This window comes from Citricoccus alkalitolerans, assembly GCF_039528175.1.
GTDB lineage: Bacteria > Actinomycetota > Actinomycetes > Actinomycetales > Micrococcaceae > Citricoccus > Citricoccus alkalitolerans.
Map to the genome: position 1 here is coordinate 71,635 of NZ_BAAALH010000002.1, position 23,350 is coordinate 94,984.

Sequence of the window (23,350 nt, forward strand, 5' to 3'; positions counted from 1 at the left end):
TGACGATGCCGCGACCCAGGCCTTTTGTGTGGGGTTCGGGCGGATGCTCAGGGTGCACTCCCCCGAACCTGTGCGCCGGCTGATGGTCCACTCTGAATGCGCCGACGGCAGCCTTCTCTCCTGTCGTACAGATGCATCAGGGTCTAGGGTCGAGAACGTGATGCCGGTCGGGCCATCGCTCGCCGGTCACCCTATGACGAAGGAGCGCACACCATGCAGGACTTCACATCAGTCGACCAGCTTCAGGACGCGACCGTTGTTGGCAATGACGGCGAAAAGATCGGAACGGTCGGCCAGGTTTACCTGGACGACCGGACCAACCAGCCCACGTTCGTCACGGTGAAAACGGGGCTGTTCGGGATGAAGGAAACGTTCGTTCCCGTCTCCGAGGCCACCCGAAACCAGGATGGGTTGCAGGTACCGTTCGACAAGGCGTTCATCAAGGACGCTCCGAATATCGACGCCGATGGCTCGCTCTCCCCCGAGGAGGAGTCGCGCCTCTACGAGTACTACTCCATGGACTACCGGAACACCGATGCCGCCGCTGATAGGCCTGACGACGGGGCACGCGGTACCGACTGGGACGCCGGCCTGGCTGCTTCCAATGGCACCGCTGCCACCGGCGTGGGTGGCCTGGGCACTGCGCGTGGCGGCACGGACCAATCGGCCGCCGACCTGGACGAGGATGTCAACGCTGCCGGCGGGGTCGGCGGTGCCGTCGATCAAGACCGCGAGACCGTGGTCGCCCGCGACGAGCACCTCAACGTGGGCACGGAGCGCCGCGAGTCCGGCAACGTCCGGTTGCGTAAGCACACCTACACGGACACCGAGACTGTTGAGGTGCCGGTGAGCCGGGAAGAGGTCGTCGTCGAGCGCGAGCCGATCGATCCGTCCTCCCCCGAGGACCTGCGCGATGGCGGAGACGAAGACGTCGTCGTGACCACCCATGAGGAGGTCCCCGTGGTGAACAAGACGGCAACCGCCGAGAAGGTGACCGTGGACAAGAACACCGTCCGGGACACTGAGCAGGTCAGCGGAACCGTGCAGCACGAGGACGTCGAGGTCGACGGTGACGACACCACCACCGGCCGGGAAGGCCGCCGCGGCTGACCCCGCCCCCACACGTCACCCTCACAGCCCGGCGGCGCCTGACCCATCACGGGTCGGGCGCCGCTGGCGGTTGGGTTCTCAGTCCTCCTGGCCCTGCTCGCGCTGGAGGATGTGGAGGAATTGCAGGGCCTCCTCCGCGGTGAGCACCGTGTGTGCGGAGAGTTCCAGGGCGGCGTCCTCCACCCGGCCATCACGGACCAGGGCGGTCAGCTGGTCCCGCAGGTAGGGCGGCAGGTCGTCCGAGGACACGCGGACGGTCGTCTCGTCCCGCACCACCTCGAGTTCGAACGGCCGGTCGGCCGGCAGGCTCTCCTCCAGCCAGTCCTCCGGGACCACGAGGTCGGTGGCGTCGGCGATGTCCGCCGGGGGCACACGGGTGCCAGAGGTCTCTGCGGGATTGACAGCGGCGGGCGAGGCGGGCTCGGCGGCCGGCTTGGTCCACATCTGCGGATAGGTGGCGAGGGCCTGGACGTCCATCATGGCTTCGAAGGTGCCGAGTCCGGTGGAGCGGCGGTAGGCGGTGACGGCCTCGGCGGTGCGGCCGGCCGCGATCAGCCGATAGACCTCGCGGTGCGCAGCCTGGTCCATCCGGTTCGAGGCGACCTTGGCGTTCTCAGAACTGATGCGGCCGGCCAGGGCCCCCCGCCGGGGGCGGTGACCTGACGTCCCGGAAGAGGTACCGGAGGCGGCACGGCGCGACAGCACCCATGCGCCGCCACCGACGACGGCGGCCACGACCACCAGGATCAACACCGGAATGAGGTACTCCATAATCCCAGTCTAGGGCGAGACCCTCAGGGTGCGTCGACGGTCCAGACCCGGTGTCCCGGGGCCATCCGTCCGGGATTCTGCGAGGTGAACAGGACCACCCCGGGATAGGTCTCCAGCTCGGCCTGCAACAGCCGCAGGCCCTCCGCGTCCAGGTCTGCATCGATGCCGTCCAGTATCAGCAGCGGCGGGTTGTCCAGCAAGGCGCGGCCCAGCTTGAGGCGGGCCACCTGCGAGCCCGTCAGCGGCTGACCCCCGTTCTTGAGCCGCGTGTCCTCACCGCGGGGGAACGCCTCCAGGACGCGGTCCAGACCCACCCGCTCGATGACCTCCCGCGCCTGTTCGTCCGTGGCCTGAGGATTGCGGTAGGTGATGGCCCGGGACACGGTGCCCCGCTCGAGCGGCACGCGCACGGAGGCGTGACCGAGCAGCTTGCGCCGTTGCCGGCCCGGTGCCCGGGTGTAGTCGTAGCCGTCCACGAGCATCTCGAGGCCGGGGACCTCACCACCCGGCTCCGTCGCTGTGTTCTGGCCGGCCAGGAGGTTCACCAGGAACGGCTGGATCCGCCCCGGGTCATGGGACGTGATCTGGATGACCTCTCCGGCTCCGGCCCGCAGCAGGGGGACGCGCTGGCCCTGGACCACCATGCTGCGGATTTGCAGCCCGTTGCGGTCGGTATCCGAACGTTCCCGTGCCACGTCCTTCCAGTTCTGCTCACGGTCCTTCTCGGCCTTCCGGAGCACCTCGGCCTGGGCCAGCAACGGCGCCTGGATGCGTCGGGCTGCCTTGTAGTTCTGCCGGTACTCGACCACGCGGCCCAGGTCTCCCAGCGGGGTGGACATCACGCCCACCAGGGTCATGGCGGAGGCCACGCCGGCGGTGTCGATCATGCCGAGGGTGCCGAGCACCACCACAGCGGCAGTGGCCAGGGAGGCCGCCGTGATGGCGGAGGCGCGGACCAACCCCGTGATGCGGGCCCGGGACACGGCGGCGTTGACCACCTTGCCCGAGTCCCGGTCCAACGCGTTGAGCTCGCGGTTGATGCCCCCAGCGGCCTGGATGGACTCCCCGGCGCGGACGGTGTCCGCGATGCGGGCGGACATCCGGCCACGACGCCGGCGCAGGTACCTCGCGCGGGTGAAGGTCGCCTTGGCCAGGGGTGGCACCGCCAGCCCGAGCAGCACGATGGGTATGCCGACGGCCAAGCCGACCTGCCAGTGGGAGATGGCCAGCACGCCGAGCACGACCACGATCAGGGGCAGCGAGGTCAACAGGGGCACGAGACCCTGGGAGACCCAGTTGCGCACGGAGGTCAGGTCATTGGAGGCACGGGTGATGGTCACGCCCAGGGACGGCTTGCCGGATCCGGCCAGCGTGGTGCCGATCAGCTTGCGGCGCAGTTCGTAGACATAGTCCTGTCCGAGGTCCTCCCCCACCACGCGCTCTCCCCAGCGGGCGCCGAAGATGGACACCACGGTGAGGGCCAGGAGGGACAGCTGCAGCCATGGGACGTAGATGCCCACCTCCGCCACGGCGGCGGGGTCCAGGGCGGATCCGTCCGGGGCCGTCCCCGCCTTGAGTGACGCATTGACCTGGGCGGGCATCCCCAGCAGGGAGTTCACTGTGAAGGACATGACCAGCGCCATGATCGCCTGGAAGATGCCGAGCAGGAACAGGATCACCAGGAGATGACGGCGTCGCCCCGCCCAGACAGTCGGCATCCGCTCCCCCTGGCCGACCGCCTCCGTCGTCCCCTCGTCCTCCTGGTCTGTGGCGGCACCGACAGCACTGCCGGTGGGGTCCTCAGCGCGGTACTCCGGGGGGCCGTCGGCCAGTGCCTCGGCGGTGGCATCAGCCGACAGCCGGAACCTGCGCTGGGAGCCGGTCCGGCCGTCGTCGTGCTGCTGGTTCTCAGGGCGATCCGGGTTCAGGATGTCCTCCAGTCCTGGGGCAGCAGGGCGGTCGCGACGGTTGCGCTCGTGAGTTCGTAGGTGTCGATGACGGGAACGCCCAGGCAGGCCAGGACCTCATGGGCCTCGGCGGTGGCCAGTGGCGAGGAGGTCAGCACCCCCGAGACCGCTGCCACGTCCAGGCCGGCGCCCTGCAGTTCGCGGACGCCGCCCACGGCGCCGAGAGCGTCACCGGCGGCGAAGACCACGCGGTCCACCACAGACTGGAAGAGGGGATCGCGCAGCAACCGGGCGGTCTCGCCCTGGTACACGCCGTCGGCGATCTCGACGATCACCACATCGGTGTCGGTCTCCGCCATGGCATCCACCAGGTTCACCGTCAGCGAGCGGACCTGCTCGAAGTCGAGCTTGAAGGTGGTGGGATACCCGAAGTCGGTGAAGTCCAGGACCTTGGCGGCGCCTCCGTCCACGTAGATCATCGGGTCGTTGCCGGCACCCGTGCCGGTGGACTTTCCGGCGGAGACCTTCAGACCGGCGTTGGTCAGGCCGTTGATGAGGGTGGCCATGGCGGTGGACTTGCCGGAGTTCATCGAGGTGCCGAGCACCGCGACCACGGTCGGGCGGCCCGGCAGGGCGGCGTCCAGCTCCCCTGCGGGGGAACCGAGGGCCGGAACCGGGTCCAGCGAGTACGGGGCGAACCGGCAGAGGTTGACGATCCCGGACTCGTCTGCGAGCAGGCCCAGCGGCTCGATCCTCGTCGGATCGTCCATGTTGGCATGCTGCACGGTGACCGTGCCGGCCACGCCGCCGGCGGCCACCAGGTGGCAGGGTTCCAGGGAGTCCGGCACGTGGGCCAGGAACTGGTCCGCGGCGTAACGGTGACCGTAGGCCAACAGGATGATCGCTCCGGGGAACAGGATGGCCTTGCGGGACTCGGGGGTCTCGACGCGCTTGTGGTTGAGGATCTCGCTCACGCGGGCCACGACCACGTCGCCGGCCTGCGGGGTGACCGTGGGGCCGCTGGCCAGATGGAAGGCGGAGCGGTCCGCCTCCAGGGCCTTGCTCACGAACCGGGTGGTGTAGGCAGCCTGGATGCGAACCGGAAGCTCCGCCCGCTGGTAGGTGGCGCCGGCGGTCTCAACGATGGTCAGGGCACTGGTCGGGTGGCTCATCTCGATGGTCATGGCGTGGCCTCTCACGGTGTTCCGGCGACCGTTCGGGGTGTTCCGCCGGCCTCGAGAACCATGGAACCAACACCCCATGAGGGGTGCATGAGTCCGGAATGAGAGCGTTCTCATCTACCGCGCATGAACCAGGCCAGGATCGCCGCGACCACCGCGAGGGCTGCCGTCATGAGCACGGTCCCGGGCCAACCGGCCCCGGCCAGGAACACCCCGCCCAGCCAGCCGAAGAGGCTGGAGCCCGCGTAGTAGCCGAAGTTGTAGAGCGAGGCCGACTGCGCCCGGCCGGCCACCGCCGCCGCACCCGCCCAGCCCGATGCCACCGCGTGAGCCCCGAAGAACCCGCCGGTGAAGACGATCGTTGCCGGCAGCACCACCCACAGGGAGGGGACCAGGGTGAGCAGCACCCCGGCGATCATGACCGCCGTGGACACCAGCAGCACGGGGCCGCGCCCGTGTCGCCCGGCCAGTCGACCGGCCAGCGGCGAGGTCCAGGTGCCGGCCAGATAGGCCACGAAGACCAGGGACACCAGCGCGATGGGCAGGTTGAACGGGTCACCGGCCAGGTGGAATCCGAGGTAGTTGTACATCGCCACGAACCCACCCATCAGCAGGAACCCCTGGGCATAGATGACCAGTAGGGCCGGGGAGCGTAGATTGCCCGCCAGCGCGCGGACCGCCTCCCGGAACGTGGTGCGGTACGGGGTGAATCCGCGGGCGGTTGGGGCCAGGAGCAGGAAGGCGATGGCACAGGCCACGGACAGCACGGTGACGGCCAGCACGCCGATTCGCCAGTCCGTCAATTCTCCGATGGGCGCGGCCAGGAGGCGCCCGGCCAGCCCCCCAAGGGTGGTACCGGAGATGTACGTCCCGGCTGCCAGCGCCGAAGAGGCGGCGCTGACCTCCTCGTTGAGGTAGGCCAGGGCCAGCGCCGGGACACCCCCGAGGGCGAAACCCTCGATGAGGCGGAAGGCCAGGATCGCCTCGAGGCCCGGCACCGCGACCGCCGTCAGCGAGAAGACGCAGGCCGCCATGATGGCCCACCCCATGACCCTTTTCCTGCCGAAACGGTCACCGGCGTAGGACCACGGGATCACGCCGATGGCCAGTCCCAGGGTGGCCAGGGAGACCATGAGGGCGGCATCGGAGGCGGTGATGCCGAGGTCCCGGCTGATCAGCGGGAGCAGGCCCTGCGGGGAGTACAGCTGGGCGAAGGTCGCGACGCCGGCCAGGAACAGTCCCAGCAGCAGGCGGCGGTAACCGGGCGTCCCGGGGACATGTCCGGGCCACGGTCCTGTTGCGCCTGTCTCCACGGCCCCGACTCTAGCGCCGTGACCAGGGCGGAGGGGCCGCGCTGACCTAGGATTGACTCCCATGACGACTTCTGTGGATCTGAGCCAGTCCTTCAAGGCCTATGACGTGCGCGGCATCGTCGGGGAATCGATCACTGAGGAGTCTGTGCGGGCCGTGGGTGCAGCCTTCGTGGACGTTCTGGGGCTGGCGGGTTCCCGGGTGCTGGTGGGTGGGGACATGCGCCCGTCCTCGCCCGAGTTCGCCCGGGCCTTCGCGGACGGGGCCACCTCTCGCGGTGCGGACGTGGTGATGCTGGGACTGATCTCCACGGACATGCTGTACTACGCCTGTGGCGTGGAGCAGGCCGCCGGGGTGGTCTTCACGGCCTCCCACAATCCTGCCGCCTACAACGGCATGAAGATGGCGAAGGCCGGTGCGGTCCCGGTGTCCTCGGACACCGGGCTGTACGAGATCCGTGATGTGGCCCAGCGCTACCTCGAGGGCGGCGTGATCCCAGGGGTGGAGGCCACCGGGGTGGTGACTGAGCAGGACATGCTTGCCGCGTACGCCTCTTACCTGCGTTCCCTCGTGGACCTGTCCGGCATCCGGGAGTTGAAGGTCGTGGTGGACGCCGGCAACGGGATGGCCGGCAAGACCACTCCCGCCGTTCTCGGCGACTCCGTGCTGGATGGCCTGCCGTTGCAGATCGAGCCGTTGTATTTCGAGCTGGACGGAACCTTCCCCAACCATCCGGCGAACCCGCTGGAACCGGAGAACCTGCGAGACCTGCAGCGGGCCGTCCTGGCCCACGGCGCGGACCTCGGACTGGCCTTCGACGGCGACGCCGACCGCTGCTTCGTGATCGATGAGCAGGGCGCGCCGGTCTCTCCCTCCGCCGTGACCGGACTGGTGGCCCGCCGCGAGATCGCCCGGGCCCAGGCCGGGGACACCGTCAACGGGACCGTGCAGGCCCCGGAGCCCGAGCCGGTGATCATCCACAACCTCATCACGTCCCATGCCGTGCCCGAACTGGTCGCGGCCCAGGGCGGCCGCGCCGTGAAGACCCGGGTGGGGCATTCCTTCATCAAGGCCGTCATGGCCGCCGAGGGTGCCGTGTTCGGCGGGGAGCACTCCGCGCACTACTACTTCCGTGACTTCTACAATGCGGACACCGGGATGCTGGCCGCCATGCACGTCCTGGCCGCCCTCGGCACCCAGGAGTTGCCGCTGTCCGAGCTGGCTGCCGAGTACGACCCGTACACCGCCTCCGGTGAGATCAACTCCGAGGTCGAGGACAAGGCCGGCGCCGTGGACCGGGTCTTGGAGGTGTTCGCCTCCGGGTGGATCGAGGCCGGCCGCGTCGACGGCGGCCTCGCGGCGACCTGCGAGCCATGCCTGCAGGACCAGGGTCTGGCCGGCATCGACGTGCTCGTGGACCGCATGGACGGCACCACAGTGACCGCGGTCGACGGCTCCTGGTGGTTCAACCTGCGCCCGTCCAACACCGAACCGTTCCTGCGCTACAACGGCGAGGCCCGCGATGCCGGCACCATGGCCCACATCCGCGACACCGTCCTGAAGCTCGTCCGCCAGGACACCTGAGCCACTCTCCCGGCCCGCCGGGCGCCCCCAGCTCGATCCCACTTTGAGGGCAGAGATTAGTACTAATCTCTGCCCTCAAAGCCTTCGGGGTGCGGGGTGCGGGTGATCCGGACCCGTCCGACCCGGTGGCCGTCCATGTCTAGGACCTCCAGGCCCGCTCCTTCGGCCTCCACCCGGTCCCCGGCCTCGGGGACGCGCCCCAGCTGGGCCATCACGTAGCCGCCAACGGTCTCGTAGGAGCCGTCGTCCGGCAGTTCGACGCCGGTCTGCTGGGCCAGTTCCTGCAGGATGAGTCCGCCGTCCACCTCGGCGTCCTCTCCCCGCTCCAGGGCGTTGTCCTCCGCGGCCAGACTGTCATCGAACTCGTCGTAGATGTCCCCGACGAGTTCCTCCAGCAGGTCCTCCAACGTGACGATCCCGTCGGTGCCACCGTATTCGTCGATGACCAGGGCGATCTGGTGGCCGCTGGAGCGCATGCGGCTCAGGGCATGCAGCACGTCAACAGTGCCGGGCAGTACGGTGATCTCGCGGGCGATCCCGGCCAAGGTGGTTGACGGGTCCGGCACCCGCAACAGGTCGCGGATGTGGATGAAGCCGAGGATGTCATCCGAGTCCTCCCCGGTGATGGGATAGCGCGAGTTGGGCAGGTCCGCCAGCTGCCGCATGGCCTCGGCCACGCTGACGTCTCCGGCCAGGAAGTTCACCTCGGGCCGAGGCCTCATGACCTCCACCACCGTGCGGTCCGCGGCATCGAACACGGACTGCAACACGTGCCGGTCAGTATCCTCGAGCGCCTCCGACGTGGACACCATCGAACGGATCTCCTCGGCTGAGACCGCCTCCTGGTGGGCCTTCGGATCGCCGCCGAGCAGCCGGACCACCAGGTTGGTGGACACCGAGAGCAGCCAGATGGCCGGGCGCATCAGGACGGCGAACGCTCCCAGCGGCGGAGCCAGGACCTTGGTGAAACCCACCGCGTTCTGCATCGCCATCCGCTTCGGCACCAACTCACCGAAGACGAGGGAGAGATAGGCGATGACCAGCGTCATGCCGATGAGTGCCGCTGTACTGGCGGTCTGCTCCCCCAGCCCCCAACCGACCAGGACGGGTGCGAGGTCCGGCGCGATCGTGGAGGCCCCATAGGCCGAGGAGAAGAAACCGGCGACGGTGACGCCGATCTGCACGGCGGACAGGAACAGGTTGGGGTCACGGACCAGCGCCGCGGTCTTGGCACCCCGCGGTCCGCTGTGCTCGATCGCCTGGACCTGGGATTGCCGCAGGTTGACGATGGCCATCTCCGTGCCGGCGAACACACCGCCGATGAGCACGAAGAGCACCACGAGGGCCACATTCAGCAAGGTGTCGAGGTCCATGCGACCACGTTATCTCCCCGCGTCTTCCCCCGCCGGGCTGGTCAGCCGTTCAGAGCCAGGACGAAGGGCAGCACGCCACTGGCTCCGGCGCCACGCAGCACGCGGCCGGCCTCGGTCAGCGTCCAGCGGCTGTCCGTGCGATCGTCGACGAGGAGCACCGGGCCGTGCTGTCCGGCTTCCCTGGCCGAGGCCAACTGGGTGGCCAATTCCTCGGGGACGGAGAACATCCGCCAGACCGAGGCCAGCCGGAAGGCGCTGTTGCCCCCGGACTCCCCTCGAGGCCCTCCGTCCACGAGCTCGAGAGAGCCCAAATACGGCAGGCGGCCGATCCGGGCGATGCCCTCCGCGAAGGAGCCCACCAACTGGGGGCGCGAGCGGGACGGCACCGACACCACCGCGATGGGCCGTTCCGCCCAGTCCCAGGACGCCAGGACCTGGACGGCCCCCTGCAACAGGTCCTGCTCCACGGGGGCATCCTGGATGCCTCCCTCCGTGACAGCGAACAGGGTGCGCAGCCGTCCGCCCCAGCCCAGGTCCGTCAGTCGGGCCACGGCCCGGCCTTCGGCGACCTGGGACTCCTCCGGGATGCGGCCCTTCAGGGGCACCCCCAGCCGGTCCATGCCGCTGGGCCAGCTCCGGCGTGGCTCGACGGGCACGCCTACCCGGCCCAACGCCTTCGAGGCACTGCCCTTGGCCGTCTCGTCGATGCCCGTGGGGAACCACGGGCCGGCACAGTTGTCACACCGGCCGCAGGGCGCTGCCTCGGGATCATCCAGGACGTGTGAGAGGAACTCCATGCGGCATCCGGACGTGTTCTCGTAGTCCAGCATGAGCTTCTCCTCGGCCAGCCGGGCCTGGGCCACCCGGCCATAGCGTTCGCCGTCATACGTCCACGGCTGCGCGGTCCGCTGCCAGCCGCCCTGGATACGTTCCACGGCCCCGTCCACGGCCAGGACCTTGAGCAGCAGCTCCAAGGGCGTGCGCTTCAGGTCCACCCGGGTCTCCAGGGCAGGGACGGACAGCGGTCTTCCGGCGGCCTCCAGCTCTCCCAGTACGGCCCGTGCCCGGTGCTCCTCCGGCATGGACGTGGTGGCGAAGTAGCGCCAGATCTCGCGGTCCTCGGTGCCGGGCAGCAGCAGCACATCCGCGTGGTCCGTGGCACGGCCGGCGCGGCCGACCTGCTGGTAGTAGGCCACCGGGGAGCTGGGCGCGCCGAGGTGGACCACGAAGCCCAGGTCAGGCTTGTCGAAGCCCATGCCCAGCGCGGAGGTGGCGAGCAGGGCCTTGACCCTGTTGTCCTTCAGCGCCTGCTCCAGTTCAGCCCGCTGTTCCGGATCCGTCCGCCCGGTGTAGGACACCACCTCGTGGCCGGCATCCCGCAGGGCACGTGCGGTGTCCTCGGCCGCGGAGACGGTGAGTGCGTAGACGATCCCGGACCCGGGCAACGAGTCCAAATGGGTCAGTAGCCAGGCGAGCCGGCTGGCCGGACTCGGCATGCGCAGCACCCCGAGCCGCAGTGAGGAACGGGCCAGTGGGCCACGCAGGACGAAGACCTCCCCTGAACCGTCTGCGCCGGCCACGCCGAGTTGTTCGGCGACGTCCTGGACCACGCGCTCATTGGCCGTGGCCGTGGTGGCCAGCACCGGCACACGGCGGTCACCGGCACCGGGCAGTTGGGCGATGAGGTCCCGGATCCGCCGATAGTCGGGACGGAAATCGTGGCCCCAGTCCGAGATGCAGTGTGCCTCATCCACTACCAGCATCCCGGTCCGGCGGATGAGGTCCGGCAATTGCACGTCCCGGAACTGCGGGTTGTTGAGCCGTTCGGGGGACACCAGCAGGACGTCCACCGTGTCCGCGGCGAGCCGCTCCCGGATCTGGTCCCATTCGGTGGCGTTCGCGGAGTTGATGGCCTCGGCGCGTACCCCGGCCCGGGCCGCGGCGGAGACCTGGTCCCGCATCAGCGCCAGCAACGGGGAGACGATCAGGGTCGGGCCCGCGCCCCGTGCACGCAGGAGCAGGGAGGCCACGAAGTAGACGGCGGACTTGCCCCAGCCGGTGCGCTGGACCACCAAGGCGCGGCGCCGATCAGCCACCAGGGCCTCGATCGCCTCGAACTGACCGGGGTGGAAATCGGCGTCCTCGCGGCCCACCAACCGGCTCAGGACCTCCCGGGCCTCGGCCCGCAGTTCCTCCCGGGCCGTTGAGGTCCCACCGGGGAAGTTTCCGTCGTTGTCGTTGTGCGCCATGCGGCCAGTATTCCAGTCGGGACGGACGCCCCAGCGCGCGGGGGACCGAACAGTGCAGGAGGGCGCCGTCGTCGTGCCCTGTGGAGGAGGCGACCCTCGTGGTCCGGCCCGGTCAAACGCCGCCGCCCGGCACCGAATCGGTCCCGGGCGGCGGCGTAGCCGACGGAGTCAGCCGTTGACGCGCTGGCGCAACCCGTCCAGCTGGCCGGCGATCGAGGCTGGCAGGGAGGCGCCGAAGCGGGCGAACCATTCCTCGATGGAGGCGACCTCGTCCTTCCATTCCCCGGTGTCCACGCGGAGCGCGTCCTCGAGGTCGGCGGCGGACAGGTCCAGACCGGTGAGGTCCAGTGCGTCCGCGGTGGGGATGTAGCCGACCGGGGTCTCGGTGGCGTCAGCCGTGCCCTCGAGGCGTTCCACGACCCACTTCAGCACGCGGGAGTTCTCCCCGAAGCCGGGCCAGGCGAAGCCGCCGTCCCGATTGCGGCGGAACCAGTTGACCAGGTAGATCTTCGGCAGCTTGGCCTGGTCCACCTCTCCGGAGACCTTGACCCAGTGCTCCAGGTAGTCGCCCGCGTCGTAGCCGATGAACGGCAGCATGGCCATCGGGTCGCGGCGGACCACGCCCACGGCGCCGACGGCGGCCGCCGTGGTCTCGGAGGAGAGGGTGGCTCCCTTGAAGATGCCGTCCTCCCAGTCGAAGGACTCGGTCACCAGCGGGATGGTGGTCTTGCGACGGCCGCCGAAGAGGATGGCGTCCAGCTTGACCCCGTTGGGCTCGTTGTACTCGTCGGCCAGCATCTCCGTCTGGTCGATCGGGGTGCAGAAACGCGAGTTCGGATGGGCGGCCGGGGTGCCGGACTCGGGAGTCCAGTCGTTGCCGCGCCAGTCGGTCAGGTGGGCCGGGACCTCGTCCGTCATGCCCTCCCACCACACGCCGCCGTCATCGGTCAGGGCGACGTTGGTGAAGATCGAGTTGCCCTGGGAGATGGCCTTCATGGCGTTCGGGTTGGTGCCCCAGCCGGTGCCGGGCGCCACGCCGAAGTAGCCGGCCTCGGGGTTGACGACCCGGAATTCGCCGTCCTTGCCGGGGCGGATCCAAGTGATGTCATCACCCAGCGTCTCCGCCTTCCAGCCGTCGATGGTCGGCTCGATCAGCGCGAGGTTGGTCTTGCCGCAGGCGGAAGGGAACGCGCCGGAGATCGTGTAGGACTTCCCCTCTGGGTTGGTCAGCTTGAGGATCAGCATGTGCTCTGCCAGCCAGCCCTCGTCCCGGGCCATGACCGAGGCGATGCGCAGCGCGTAGCACTTCTTGCCCAGCAGGGCGTTGCCGCCGTAGCCGGAGCCGTAGGACCAGATGGAGCGCTCCTCGGGGAAGTGCACGATCCACTTAGTCTCGTTGCAGGGCCATGCCACATCGGCATCGCCCTCTTCGAGCGGGGCGCCGACGGAGTGCAGGGCCGGGACGAAGAACGCCTCGGTCTCCTCCATCTTCTTCAGCACGTCCGTCCCGATGCGGGCCATGATGCGCATGGAGTTCACCACGTAGGCGGAGTCCGTGATCTCGACGCCGAACTTCGGGTCGTCGGCCTCGAGGTGGCCCATGACGAAGGGGATGACGTACATCGTGCGACCGTGCATGGAACCGGCGAAGGCGTCCTTGAGGATGCCCTTCATCTCGGACGGGTCCATCCAGTTGTTGGTGAATCCGGCATCCTCCTCCTTCTCGGAGCAGATGAACGTCCGGTCCTCGACGCGCGCCACATCAGCGGGGTCGGAGAAGGCCGCGTAGGAGTTCGGGAGCTTGTCCTCGGAGAGCTTGACGAAGGTGCCTGCCTCGACCAGTTCGCCGGCCAGGCGGTCGTATTCCGCCTGAGATCCGTCCACCCAATACACGGAGTCGGGCTCCGTGAGCTCGGCGACCTCCTTCACCCAATCGAGAAGCTTGCCGTAACTGGTCGGCGCTTCCGCCACAGCGCGATCTGCGAACGCGAGTGAGGAGTTCTTGGCCATGGGGATTCCTCCATTGGGTTGCGGGTGCATTCCGGTTGGGCACAGGGGAATGCGGCCGTCAGCGGCCGGCACTCCATTGTGCGTACACCGTCTCCACGAGCCATTCTACCCACGGAGATTTCACAGTCGTTTCGGTGACGCCAGCTGACGTCTACGCACCCCGGCCCGGCGGACGACGGCGGCCCACCCGCCCCGCACGCACGTCCTCGGCCGCCCAAAACCGAGATTTGGTGAACGACCACCGGGCCGGTATAGTCTTTCAAGGCCGATCGCGGTCGATGCGCCCTTAGCTCAGCTGGATAGAGCGTCTGTCTACGGAACAGAAGGTCAGGGGTTCGAATCCCTTAGGGCGCACCAAGAGGTCTGACACACCAGGCCAGTTCAAACCCGGACCACAGCGGATCCGGGTTTTTTCATGCCTCAAGCGCGGCGTTCATTGACCCCGACTCCTCCGGCAAAGTACCCACAACCACAGCGGTCGTGCCGAGCCACGGTGATTATTCTGGTGGCTCGGCAGGAACGGTGTGGCGCCGCGGTGGACTCCGTGGTCACCTGCGCCGCGGAGCGGTAACCGGAGCATCAAGGACAATGGTGACCATGGCCACCGACGACCCCAGCGATCTCGACGAGTCCACCGACGCCCCGTCCCCTTCCCCCTCCGCACCCCCTAGTCCACCCCCGTCGCCGTCGCCGCGCGCGTCGCAGGACCACGGCAGCACGCGCTCGAAGCTGAGGGCGGCACTGGATGCCGTGGGCCACCCCTACGGATTCGGCTTCGTCCTGACCCTAGGGGCCCTGACCGCCATCCTGCTCGGTGCCGCCTTGACCTCCCTGAGCACGGTGCTCGTGTACATCGTGCTGGCACTGTTCCTCGCCCTCGCCCTCGAACCCGCGGTCCGGTTCCTGGACCGCCGCGGCCTCCCGCGCCCGTGGGGCATCACTGTCACCCTGCTGGCGTTCCTGGTCACCATCGCGGGTATCCTCTGGCTGATCGTGCCCACCGTGGTCCAGCAGGTCGCCAACTTCGTCAACAGCATCCCCGGCATGGTGGACGACTTCCTGACATCCGACCTCTACACCCGGCTGGAAGGCATCTTTGGAGAGGGACTGGGCACGCTCACCGCCCAGATCGAGTCCTTCCTCACCGACCCCAACAGCCTGGCCACGATCGGCGGCGGGGCCCTACAGGCTGGCGTGGGGATCGCCAACGGGGTCTCCGGGGCGCTGATCATCCTCGTGCTCGCGCTGTACTTCCTGGCCTCGCTGCAGTCGATGAAGCGGGCCCCCTACCGCCTGGCGCCCGCCCGGAACCGGCCGGGGATCGAAGACCTCACGGAGGAGATCACCCAGTCCGTGGGCGCCTTCCTCGCGGGCATGGTGGTCCTCGCCCTGGCCAACGCCGTGGTGGTCTTCATCCTGCACGTGGTCCTCGGGCTGGCCTTCCCGGCCCTCATGGCCGTCACGGCCTTCTGCGTCACCATCATTCCCTTGGTGGGAACGGTGCTGTTCTGGGTGATCGGCAGCTTCTTCGCCGTGTTCGTGGACCCCACCTCAACGCTGATCTTCGCGATCGCATACCTGGTCTACATGCAGGTAGAGGCCTACCTGCTGACGCCGCGGGTGATGAGCCGTGCCGTCGCCGTCCCCGGCGCCCTCGTGGTGATCGGCGCCCTGGTGGGTGGCACGCTGCTCGGACTGGTGGGAGCCCTCATCGCGGTTCCCACGACGGCGGCCGTACTGCTGATCATCCGCCGGGTGGTCCTTCCCCGCCAAGACGCCAAGACCTGAGGTCCCGGGCCGCCAGCTACGGGCGAGGCACCGTGAAGTGCGTCATCCGCGCGTCACGGCCGTCCAAGGTCGCCCATGCCCCCGGGATCCGGAAGACCTGCAGACCCAGCGTGGGATAGCGCTCTGCCATGGAGACGACGGCTTCCTCCTCCGAGTCCACGGAAGCGATCCGCATGCCCAGGTCCTGCACCCACGGCATGTGCCCGATGACCATCAGGGTCCGCACCTGTTCCTCGGTCTCATTGATGACGGCCAGGGCACGGGTGGCGTCGGCCTCATAGAGGCGTGAATCCAGGTAAGGGGTCGGCGCCTTCTCGCCCAGCTCACTGCACACCCACGTGCAGGTCTGGCGGGTGCGCACGGCATCCGAGCACAGGATCATGTCCGGGTACACCCCCTGCTCCACCAGCCACTGGCCGGCGGCAGGTGCCTCACGATTCCCGCGGCCACCCAGGGGACGGTCGTGATCGTTCACGCCGTCCGGCCAGTCCGACTTGGCATGGCGCAGGAGGATCAGCGTCTTGTCACCGGAGGTGTCGATACGGTCGGGCGTTGGGGCGTCGGCAGGCATACGGCCAGCCTACGTTCCCGTCACGGCTCAGATGCTGTATTCGGGGGCAGCCCAGACGACCACTTCGGGATGCTCGTAGAAGCGGTACCCCTGGCCGCGCACAGTCCGGACCGTTCCGGAGAGCCGACCCAGCTTGGAGCGCAGTCGGCGGATGTGGACGTCGATGGTGCGCTCGTTCGGCACCTCGTCCGAGTTCCTCCACAGGGAGTCGAGCAGTTCATCACGGCCCACGGTCCGCCCGCCGTTCTCCACCAGGTAGTTGAGCAGCTCGAACTCCTTGTACGTGAGGTTCAGGCCCTCACCGTCCAGCTGCACCTCTCGGCGGGCGAGATCGATCAGGACGCCCGGCTGACGAGTCGAGACCGGGGCAGGAGCCTGGAGCAGGTCTGGGCGGGTGCCCTGCTGAATGGTCGGGTCCCCGAGGACCTGGCGGACGACCTCGAGGTCCGATCCGGGAGCACCGGCCGGGGCGATCGCCACGGCCGCGGCGGACTGGGAACCCGGCACCAGGGATTCGACATAGTGGCGCAGCTCGTTGGCCAGCCGCGTCAGCGAGGTCCCGGCGGCCGAGGCGGCCGACTCGTCCATGCCCACGTAGATGACGAAGCCACGGGCCTCGGTCTCAGTGGCCACCGCCTGGGGGCCTGGGATCCCATTGGGGGCCAGGACCGGCATCGGCGCTGTCTGGGGCGCTTGCGGCTCTGCTTCGCCAGCGTGCTCCGCGACATTCTGGACCGAGTGGAGCGGCCGGCTGGCCGGTGTCCCATAGGTGCCGCCGTGCTCACGGTAACTGCGGACCCGTGCCGCGCGGCGCTGGGCGTTGCGGACCGAGATGTGGACGTATCCCTGGGGACTGGTTGTCATGTCGATGAATCCTTGCGTCAGTGTCCTGTTCGGCGTGAGGGCTGCGAGTCAGGCCGGATCGCGGCCGTTCCTCGCTGCAGACACTCCAACCAGGAGCCGGCCCGGCCAGACAGCCGGCACCATCGCCGAACAGTCGTCGCCCCCGAAGGGGCCGCCGAGTCGCGGAAGTTCATATGACAACACTCGGCCGTCACATTCGTTCCTTGCAAGTAACAATGGGACGGGGGTCTCACTATGTGAGACAAAAGCACCAGTTCGTGAGCAAGGTCACACCCATTCCCGGTTGTGAAACACCCATTCCGGCACTTTGGGGTCAACTTACTGCGAACCTCCTGGGTTCGCACTTTTGTTACTGCACCGGATGCCGGCCCGAGAGCCCCAGTCCGCGGCCGCGGACTTACTCCGCCAGGCCGTAGAGACGGTCGCCGGCATCGCCCAGCCCGGGGACGATGTAGGACTGCTCGTCCAGGCGCTCGTCGATCGCGGCCAGGTAGATGTCCACCTCCACCTCTGCCAATTCGCGCTCCAACCGGGAGATACCCTCCGGCGCACCCAGTAGGCAGATGCAGGTCACCCGCTGCGCATTGCGGGCATACATGAACCTCACCGCCTCCACCAGCGTGCCCCCGGTGGCCAGCATGGGGTCCAACAGGAAGACGTGGCGATTCGTCAGGTCTGCCGGCAGCCGTTCCGCGTACGTGACGATGTCCAGAGTCTCCTCGTTCCGGGCCATGCCCAGGAATCCCACCTCGGCCGAGGGGGCCATCCGCACCATGCCCTCGAGCATGCCCAGCCCCGCCCGCAGGATGGGCACCACCAGCGGGGTCGGCTTGGCCAACGCGACGCCCGTCATCCTCGCCACCGGCGTCTCGATCTCCACGGGCTGGACCTTCACATCCCGGGTGGCCTCATAGGCCAACAGCATGACGAGCTCCTCCGTCAGCTGCCGGAAGATCATCGACGGCGTCTCCTTCTTGCGGAGAACGGTCAATTTGTGGCTGACGAGCGGATGTTCCACGAGCTGTACGCGCATGGGCACAACCCTACCGGGCGCATGGGCTCCGCCATCGGCCGCCGAGCCGCCGATCCGGCCCGAAAGACCATGGGAAGGCTAAGGTCGCCCCATGCACACCTCGCACCACACGTGGATGGGTGCGGCCCTGGACCAGGCCCGCGCCGCACTGCAGACCTCCGACGTGCCGATCGGTGCCGTCGTCGTGGGCTCGGACGGGACCATCCTCGGGACTGGACGCAACGAGCGCGAGGCGACCGGGGACCCCACCGCCCATGCCGAGGTGCTCGCACTGCGCGAGGCCGCGTCCGCGCGTCGTGAGGCAGGTGACGGGGACGGCTGGCGGCTGGCGGACTGCACGCTGGTGGTCACCCTGGAACCGTGCGCCATGTGCGCCGGGGCCCTGGTGCTGGCGCGCATCCCGCGCGTGGTGTTCGGCGCCTGGGACCCCAAGGCGGGAGCGTGCGGATCCGTGTTCGACGTGGTGCGCGAACCCCGGCTGAACCACTGGGTCGAGGTGTTCGGCGGGGTGCGCGAGGCCGAGTGCGCGGGGCTCCTGACTGACTTCTTCCGGGAGCACCGCCGGTGAGCGGAGCGGGCCGACCTGAGTGGTTTGGGCCGGGCTGGCCCCCTCCGGTACAGTGGTGCGGTCTGGTGACGTGTCCGAGCGGCCGAAGGTGCAACACTCGAAATGTTGTGTAGGTTCACCCCTACCGTGGGTTCAAATCCCACCGTCACCGCCAGTTGAGAAGGCCTCCACGGCCCGGGATCCCGGGAGGTGGAGGCCTTCTCGCCTTTCCGGACCGAGGCGGAACACAAGGAACAAATCAATGCCCCCCGGTGCTATGCCAGTGGTGCATGTGGCAGAAGACCCCGGCGAAAGGCAGCGCAGATGACCGGAACCTCCGAGACGAACCACGCCCCGACGGCGGCCGAGATCGATCTCTGGCGGGAGGACTTCCCGCTTCTGGCCACCGAGGTGAACGGCCGACCGCTGGCCTATCTGGACTCGGGCGCCACGTCGCAGAAGCCGCGGGCCGTGCTGGATGCCGAGCGGCACTACTACGAGAACCTCAACGCCGCGGTCCACCGCGGCGCCCACACCCTGGCGGCCGAGGCCACGGTGCTCTTCGAGGACGCCCGGGCCACGGTCGCCGACTTCGTGGGTGCCGAGGAGGACGAGATCGTCTGGACCTCCAACGCCACCGAGGCCCTGAACCTGGTGGCCTATGCGTTCTCCAATGCCAGCGTGGGCCGCGGTGGCGCTGCCGCCGAACGTTTCCGGCTGGGCGTCGGGGACGAGATCGTGGTGACGGAGATGGAGCACCACGCCAACCTCATCCCCTGGCAGGAGCTCGCGTTCCGCACCGGCGCCACGCTGCGCTACATCCCGGTGGGCGACGACGGCGCCCTGCGGATGGACGCGACGGACGAGGTCATCACCGCACGCACCCGTCTGCTGGCGTTCACCCACGTCTCCAACGTCCTGGGGCTCATCAACCCGGTGGAGGACCTCGTGGCCCAGGCCCGCGCCGTCGGGGCGTTCGTGGTGCTGGACGCCTGCCAGTCCGTCCCACACCTGCCCGTGGACCTGAAGTCACTCGATGTGGACTTCGCCGCGTTCTCCGGTCACAAAATGCTGGCCCCCACGGGCATCGGCGCCCTCTACGGCCGCCGCGAGCTACTGGCCTCCATGCCCCCGTTCCTCACGGGCGGCTCCATGATCACCACGGTCACCATGGAGGCGGCGGAATACCTGCCGCCACCCCAGCGCTTCGAGGCCGGTACCCAGAAGGTCTCGCAGGCCATCGCCCTGGCCGCCGCCGTGGAGTACCTGAAGGGCATCGGCATGGAGCGCATCGCCGCCCACGAGGACGAGCTCGGCGCACGTCTGCTGGCCGGGCTCTCCGAGATCCCCGGTGTGACGGTGCTGGGTGGGTCCGCGCCCGGACCGCGCGTTGGCGCGGCCAGCTTCGACCTCGCCGGGGTGCATGCCCACGACGTCGGCCAGTTCCTGGACGATCAGGGCATCGCCATCCGCGTGGGCCACCATTGCGCCCAGCCCCTGCACCGGCGGCTCGGGATCACGGCCTCCACCCGTGCCAGCACCTACCTCTACAACACCACCGAGGAGGTGGACCGCTTCCTGCACGGGGTGGCCGCCACCGCGAGCTTCTTTGGAGTGAAGGCGTGAGCTCGTCCGAACTGCAGAACCTGTACCAGCAGGTCATCCTCGACTACTCGAAGAACCCCTACGGCGTCGGCCTGCTGGGCGGTGCGGCCGGCCAGTCGCACCAGCTCAATCCGACCTGCGGCGATGAGATCACCCTCGAGGTGCACCTGAGCGGCGAAGGAGCCGACCGGGTGGTCCAGCGGATCCGCTGGGAGGGGCATGGCTGCGCGATCTCGCAGGCCTCGGCCTCCCTGCTGACCGAGCTCGCCGAGGGACTGACGGTGGAGGACCTGCGCCACCGCATCGACGCCTTCCGCACCGCGATGCAGTCCCGCGGCAAGATCGCCCCGGACGAGGAACTGCTCGGCGACGCAGTGGCCCTCGGCGGGGTCTCCCGCTACGTGGCCCGGGTGAAGTGCGCCATGCTCGGCTGGGTCGCCGCCGAGCACGCCCTCGTGGAGGCCGAGACTCGCTAGTTCTTGCGGTAGTTCTCCCGGGCGAAGGCGGAGTACGGGGCCGGTTCCACGGTGGCCCGGATCCGTACCTGACGGTGGTTCTCCACGGAGGGCTTGGCCGAGGGCGTCGTCTCGCCCCACACGACGGTGACCTCGGTTCCAGGGGTGGCGGAGTCGTTCTCGATGCTGGCCAGCGAGACGAACGCCTGCTCGTTGGTGAGATAGCCGGCGTCGTGCGAGATCCCGACGTCCTGGCCGTCCACCAGGACGCGATCCACCTGGTACTGGCCGTAGCGGGCCTTGGGGAAGTCGATGTACTTCGCCGGGACCCCCGGTTCGAACTGCGTCTGGATCGCGGCGGCCACATCCTCCGGCCTCCAGACCAGGGTCACCTTCTGCCGCTTCTGTCCGGCCGCGTGCCGCTCCAGGGCGGTCCGGCCGATGAACTCATGGTCGAAGGACACGCTTCGTCCGTAGCCGAGGTCATACGGCGTCAGGTAGTAGTCCTCCACCGCCGCGGAGTCGAAGCTGCCCGCCAGGGACCCGGCACGACTGGCCGGCAACCACTCGCGGTAGGCCTCGGTGCCCTCGCCGCTGAAGATCGCCGGGAACGGGGACGGCACCCAGGCGGACTCCAGGTTGGAGGAGGAGTAGGCCTTCGAGCCGACCTGCACCAGGTCCAGCCCTTCCCCGGCGGCCAGAAGGGCGGACCGGACCCGCTCACCGTCGGCCCACGGACCGAAGAGCTCGAAGCCCGGCTGTCCCGCCATGCCATGACGCAGCGAGCGGACCTGGACGCCGTCGATCTCGAAGGTGGCCATGCCGAAGAACTTGGTCTCCGGGACCGCGGCACCCGTGGCCTTCTCCATGAGTTCGAGAGCCCGGGGGCCCTGGACCTCGAAGCGGTACTGCTTCGGGTCTCCCTGGCGGACGGCGGAGCTGGCGTCCCGCTCAAAGGTGACGTCGTAGCCGCCGGTCTCCCCGTGGTACTGCACCCAGTCCAGCACCATGTGCCAGCCGACCAGGTCGAAGGAGTCCTCCTCCAGGTAGAACAGGATGGCATCGCCGATCAGGTAGCCCTCATGGTTGACGGCGATGAACTGCTTGGCCTTGTTCGGGGCGAACTTCGCAAAGCTGTTGACGCCCACGTCGGAGAGCAGCCTCAGCGCGTCCGGTCCGGCGATGAAGAGGTCCGTCATGTGGTGGGACTGGTCCAGCAGGGCCACGGAAGTGCGCCAGGACTGCTGCTCTGAACGCCAGTTCGTGAACTCCGGCTGCACGGGGAAGACGGTGGGCTTCGACGGGGCGTGGCGCAGGTACTCGACGGGCGAGCCGGCGCGGGCGATGACGGCGGCCAGGGATTCGGGATGCTGGGACATGGGGACTCCTGAAGTAGCGGTGGTGCTCGGGTGGCGATGTCACTGCCAGCCTACGTATAGTTCTGCTGGATAAGCATAAGAATTGCTTATCCACCGATCTCGCAGATTGAGTCGCCGAACCTTGGACCTGAACCTCTTGCGGACCTTCGTGGCCGTGTACGAATCGCGGAGCCTCACCGCGGCCGCAGTCCGGCTGTACGTCACCCAGCCCGCCGTGAGCCAGGCCCTGACGCGCATGCGGCGTCAATGGGATGACCCGCTGTTCCACCGGGCGGGCCGGAGCATGGAGCCCACCGCGGCCGCCCACGCAATCTACCCCGCCTTCCGGGATGCCCTGATGACCATCGACCGGGCCCTGGACGCGGTCCACTCCTTCAACCCGGCGAGCTCGGACCGCCGCTTCACCGTGGCCATGTCCGAGTTGGGCGAGATCGGCTATTTCCCGGCACTGTTCGCCGCTGTCCGGGCCGCGGCCCCGGGTATCGGGATCGATGTGATCTCGCTGGACCTGGAGCAACTACCCGATTGGTTGACCCGGGGGACAGTGGACCTGGCCGTGACGTCGCTGCCGATCTCCGGGGCCTTCGAACACCAGGTGCTGAAATCGGAGCGCTATGCCGTGCTCATGGGCGAGGACCATCCGCTGGCAGCCCCGCCTCTCACACTGGAGGACTACCTGAAAACCGATCATGCGGTGGTGGCCGGGGATTCCGGCCGGCCAGCTCTGGACGCGGCGCTCCGGCGGCTCGGCGCACCGGTCCATCCGGCGGTCTCCGTGCGTCATTTCGCCTCGCTGCCGCCGTTGTTGTCGGCGCCGAACCACCTGATCGCCACCGTCCCGGCATCAATTGCCCGCGGCTGGGCGGAGACGTGGCCCGTGGTCCTGCGAGACCTGCCCTTCGAGCTCCCGGGAGTCGAGATCTCCCTGCTGAAGCGAACCACCAGTCAGCACACCGCGGCCCTCGATTGGTTCCACGGCACTGTGCTGCACGCCCTGCGCGGCGACCCGGGCGAGTTCTCCTCCATCGGGGCGCGGAAGCCCCTCGACTCGAGATCCTGACAGGATGGTCCTATGAGCGTGAAGGTCCTGGCCATCGGCAAGAAGCACGAATCCTGGGTGGCCGACGGCATCGACCGCTACGTCAAGCGGCTCAAGAAGCCCTTCGACATCACCTGGCAGCTGCTCCCCCACTCCTCCCGCAAGGGCGACGCCGCCCGCGAGGAGGAATCGGCCCGCATCCTGGCCAAGGTCGGCGAGCGTGACCACCTGTTGTTGCTCGACGAACGCGGCACCCACCTCGACTCCCCCGGCTTGTCCCGCCACCTGCAGGGCCGGTTCGACGCCGGCCAGAGCGTCACCCTCGTCATCGGCGGCGCCTACGGTGTGGACGGCTCCGTGCACACGCGGGCCAACACGGTCTGGTCGCTGTCCCAGCTCGTCTTCCCGCACCAGCTCGTCCGTCTGATCGTGGCCGAACAGCTCTACCGGGCGCAGGAGATCGCCGGCGGCCGGCCCTACCACCACGTGTGACGAATCCGACCACCGGCCGTGTCCAGGACGGTCATCGGCGAGATGCCCGATGAGGCCCACGGAGCGCGCCCTCGGGTCCGG

At 68.6% G+C, this 23,350-nt stretch carries 19 protein-coding genes and 2 tRNA genes; 10 read left to right on the top strand and 11 right to left on the bottom strand.

Translation table 11 applies throughout. The features are described 5' to 3' along the window. Window positions 1-213: 213 nt before the first annotated feature. Window positions 214-1,110, top strand: coding sequence for a DUF2382 domain-containing protein (locus ABD134_RS06265; protein ID WP_344227836.1), 897 nt, complete (start codon window positions 214-216; stop codon window positions 1,108-1,110). Window positions 1,111-1,188: 78 nt separating this feature from the next. On the opposite strand, the gene ABD134_RS06270 is transcribed toward ABD134_RS06265, so the two are convergent. The 4 genes from ABD134_RS06270 to ABD134_RS06285 form a co-directional block, all read right to left on the bottom strand. After that, a complete protein-coding gene (locus tag ABD134_RS06270; protein ID WP_344227838.1) occupies window positions 1,189-1,881 on the bottom strand; it encodes a hypothetical protein in 693 nt (230 codons plus the stop codon). A 23-nt stretch (window positions 1,882-1,904) separates the two neighbouring features. Further along, on the bottom strand, window positions 1,905-3,599 hold the full coding sequence (locus ABD134_RS06275; protein WP_344227840.1) for an ABC transporter transmembrane domain-containing protein: 1,695 nt from the start codon (window positions 3,597-3,599) through the stop codon (window positions 1,905-1,907). A 206-nt stretch (window positions 3,600-3,805) separates the two neighbouring features. Then, entirely contained in the window at window positions 3,806-4,972 is a 1,167-nt protein-coding gene (locus ABD134_RS06280; protein ID WP_344227842.1) for a DUF1611 domain-containing protein, read from the bottom strand. Between the two features lie 110 nt (window positions 4,973-5,082). After that, the gene (locus ABD134_RS06285) at window positions 5,083-6,282 is read right to left on the bottom strand and encodes an MFS transporter (RefSeq protein WP_344227844.1); all 1,200 of its coding nucleotides are present in this window, start codon (window positions 6,280-6,282) and stop codon (window positions 5,083-5,085) included. Window positions 6,283-6,343: 61 nt separating this feature from the next. Here ABD134_RS06285 and ABD134_RS06290 point away from each other — a divergent pair, with 61 nt between their 5' ends. Next, the gene (locus ABD134_RS06290) at window positions 6,344-7,864 is read left to right on the top strand and encodes a phosphohexomutase domain-containing protein (RefSeq protein WP_344227846.1); all 1,521 of its coding nucleotides are present in this window, start codon (window positions 6,344-6,346) and stop codon (window positions 7,862-7,864) included. 62 nt (window positions 7,865-7,926) lie between these two features. On the opposite strand, the gene ABD134_RS06295 is transcribed toward ABD134_RS06290, so the two are convergent. From ABD134_RS06295 to ABD134_RS06305, 3 genes are all read right to left on the bottom strand, one after another. Beyond that, complete coding sequence (locus ABD134_RS06295) at window positions 7,927-9,237, bottom strand: hemolysin family protein (protein WP_344227848.1); 1,311 nt, start codon at window positions 9,235-9,237, stop codon at window positions 7,927-7,929. A 41-nt stretch (window positions 9,238-9,278) separates the two neighbouring features. Further along, entirely contained in the window at window positions 9,279-11,486 is a 2,208-nt protein-coding gene (locus tag ABD134_RS06300; RefSeq protein WP_344227849.1) for a RecQ family ATP-dependent DNA helicase, read from the bottom strand. Between the two features lie 168 nt (window positions 11,487-11,654). Further along, window positions 11,655-13,496 (bottom strand): phosphoenolpyruvate carboxykinase (GTP), encoded by a 1,842-nt coding sequence (locus tag ABD134_RS06305; RefSeq protein ID WP_344227851.1) that lies wholly within the window; start codon window positions 13,494-13,496, stop codon window positions 11,655-11,657. Between the two features lie 280 nt (window positions 13,497-13,776). Here ABD134_RS06305 and ABD134_RS06310 point away from each other — a divergent pair. Both ABD134_RS06310 and ABD134_RS06315 read left to right on the top strand, forming a co-directional pair. Next, window positions 13,777-13,853, top strand: a tRNA-Arg gene (locus ABD134_RS06310). 240 nt (window positions 13,854-14,093) lie between these two features. Next, on the top strand, window positions 14,094-15,284 hold the full coding sequence (locus ABD134_RS06315; RefSeq protein WP_344227853.1) for an AI-2E family transporter: 1,191 nt from the start codon (window positions 14,094-14,096) through the stop codon (window positions 15,282-15,284). Between the two features lie 16 nt (window positions 15,285-15,300). Here ABD134_RS06315 and ABD134_RS06320 read toward each other — a convergent pair whose 3' ends face one another. The 3 genes from ABD134_RS06320 to upp all read right to left on the bottom strand — a co-directional run bounded on the left by ABD134_RS06320 (window position 15,301) and on the right by upp (window position 17,752). After that, a complete protein-coding gene (locus tag ABD134_RS06320) occupies window positions 15,301-15,855 on the bottom strand; it encodes a SixA phosphatase family protein (protein WP_344227854.1) in 555 nt (184 codons plus the stop codon). 27 nt (window positions 15,856-15,882) lie between these two features. Beyond that, on the bottom strand, window positions 15,883-16,719 hold the full coding sequence (locus ABD134_RS06325; RefSeq protein WP_344227855.1) for a winged helix-turn-helix domain-containing protein: 837 nt from the start codon (window positions 16,717-16,719) through the stop codon (window positions 15,883-15,885). Window positions 16,720-17,116: 397 nt separating this feature from the next. Continuing rightward, window positions 17,117-17,752 (bottom strand): uracil phosphoribosyltransferase, encoded by a 636-nt coding sequence (upp, locus tag ABD134_RS06330; RefSeq protein ID WP_344227857.1) that lies wholly within the window; start codon window positions 17,750-17,752, stop codon window positions 17,117-17,119. Between the two features lie 91 nt (window positions 17,753-17,843). Between upp and tadA the strand changes: the two genes are divergently transcribed. The 4 genes from tadA to sufU all read left to right on the top strand — a co-directional run bounded on the left by tadA (window position 17,844) and on the right by sufU (window position 20,380). Beyond that, window positions 17,844-18,320: a tRNA adenosine(34) deaminase TadA gene (gene tadA, locus ABD134_RS06335; RefSeq protein ID WP_344227859.1), complete on the top strand. Its 477-nt coding sequence runs from the start codon at window positions 17,844-17,846 to the stop codon at window positions 18,318-18,320. Window positions 18,321-18,384: 64 nt separating this feature from the next. Further along, window positions 18,385-18,474 (top strand) — tRNA-Ser (locus ABD134_RS06340). A gap of 149 nt (window positions 18,475-18,623) precedes the next feature. Further along, complete coding sequence (locus ABD134_RS06345) at window positions 18,624-19,925, top strand: cysteine desulfurase (RefSeq protein WP_344227861.1); 1,302 nt, start codon at window positions 18,624-18,626, stop codon at window positions 19,923-19,925. Next, window positions 19,922-20,380: a Fe-S cluster assembly sulfur transfer protein SufU gene (gene sufU / locus ABD134_RS06350; protein WP_344227863.1), complete on the top strand. Its 459-nt coding sequence runs from the start codon at window positions 19,922-19,924 to the stop codon at window positions 20,378-20,380. Before ABD134_RS06345 ends, sufU begins: the two co-directional genes overlap by 4 nt. Here sufU and ABD134_RS06355 read toward each other — a convergent pair. Continuing rightward, complete coding sequence (locus ABD134_RS06355; protein ID WP_344227864.1) at window positions 20,377-21,738, bottom strand: aminomethyl transferase family protein; 1,362 nt, start codon at window positions 21,736-21,738, stop codon at window positions 20,377-20,379. The genes sufU and ABD134_RS06355 overlap by 4 nt on opposite strands. A gap of 121 nt (window positions 21,739-21,859) precedes the next feature. On the opposite strand from ABD134_RS06355, the gene ABD134_RS06360 reads away from it, so the two are divergent. Both ABD134_RS06360 and ABD134_RS06365 read left to right on the top strand, forming a co-directional pair. Next, on the top strand, window positions 21,860-22,798 hold the full coding sequence (locus ABD134_RS06360) for a LysR family transcriptional regulator (RefSeq protein WP_344227866.1): 939 nt from the start codon (window positions 21,860-21,862) through the stop codon (window positions 22,796-22,798). Between the two features lie 12 nt (window positions 22,799-22,810). Next, window positions 22,811-23,269 (top strand): 23S rRNA (pseudouridine(1915)-N(3))-methyltransferase RlmH, encoded by a 459-nt coding sequence (locus tag ABD134_RS06365; RefSeq protein ID WP_344227868.1) that lies wholly within the window; start codon window positions 22,811-22,813, stop codon window positions 23,267-23,269. The last annotated feature ends 81 nt before the right edge of the window (window positions 23,270-23,350 follow it).

Excerpts from the sequence above, each read along its gene's own strand:
- ABD134_RS06280 (WP_344227842.1), bottom strand. The coding sequence starts at position 4,972 with ATGACCATCGAGATGAGCCACCCGACCAGTGCCCTGACCATCGTTGAG.
- ABD134_RS06265 (WP_344227836.1), top strand. The coding sequence starts at position 214 with ATGCAGGACTTCACATCAGTCGACCAGCTTCAGGACGCGACCGTTGTT.
- ABD134_RS06345 (WP_344227861.1), top strand. The coding sequence starts at position 18,624 with ATGACCGGAACCTCCGAGACGAACCACGCCCCGACGGCGGCCGAGATC.
- ABD134_RS06275 (WP_344227840.1), bottom strand. The coding sequence starts at position 3,599 with ATGCCGACTGTCTGGGCGGGGCGACGCCGTCATCTCCTGGTGATCCTG.
- ABD134_RS06320 (WP_344227854.1), bottom strand. The coding sequence starts at position 15,855 with ATGCCTGCCGACGCCCCAACGCCCGACCGTATCGACACCTCCGGTGAC.
- tadA (WP_344227859.1), top strand. The coding sequence starts at position 17,844 with ATGCACACCTCGCACCACACGTGGATGGGTGCGGCCCTGGACCAGGCC.
- ABD134_RS06365 (WP_344227868.1), top strand. The coding sequence starts at position 22,811 with ATGAGCGTGAAGGTCCTGGCCATCGGCAAGAAGCACGAATCCTGGGTG.
- ABD134_RS06300 (WP_344227849.1), bottom strand. The coding sequence starts at position 11,486 with ATGGCGCACAACGACAACGACGGAAACTTCCCCGGTGGGACCTCAACG.
- upp (WP_344227857.1), bottom strand. The coding sequence starts at position 17,752 with ATGCGCGTACAGCTCGTGGAACATCCGCTCGTCAGCCACAAATTGACC.
- ABD134_RS06315 (WP_344227853.1), top strand. The coding sequence starts at position 14,094 with ATGGCCACCGACGACCCCAGCGATCTCGACGAGTCCACCGACGCCCCG.
- ABD134_RS06325 (WP_344227855.1), bottom strand. The coding sequence starts at position 16,719 with ATGACAACCAGTCCCCAGGGATACGTCCACATCTCGGTCCGCAACGCC.
- ABD134_RS06270 (WP_344227838.1), bottom strand. The coding sequence starts at position 1,881 with ATGGAGTACCTCATTCCGGTGTTGATCCTGGTGGTCGTGGCCGCCGTC.
- ABD134_RS06355 (WP_344227864.1), bottom strand. The coding sequence starts at position 21,738 with ATGTCCCAGCATCCCGAATCCCTGGCCGCCGTCATCGCCCGCGCCGGC.
- ABD134_RS06295 (WP_344227848.1), bottom strand. The coding sequence starts at position 9,237 with ATGGACCTCGACACCTTGCTGAATGTGGCCCTCGTGGTGCTCTTCGTG.
- ABD134_RS06290 (WP_344227846.1), top strand. The coding sequence starts at position 6,344 with ATGACGACTTCTGTGGATCTGAGCCAGTCCTTCAAGGCCTATGACGTG.
- ABD134_RS06305 (WP_344227851.1), bottom strand. The coding sequence starts at position 13,496 with ATGGCCAAGAACTCCTCACTCGCGTTCGCAGATCGCGCTGTGGCGGAA.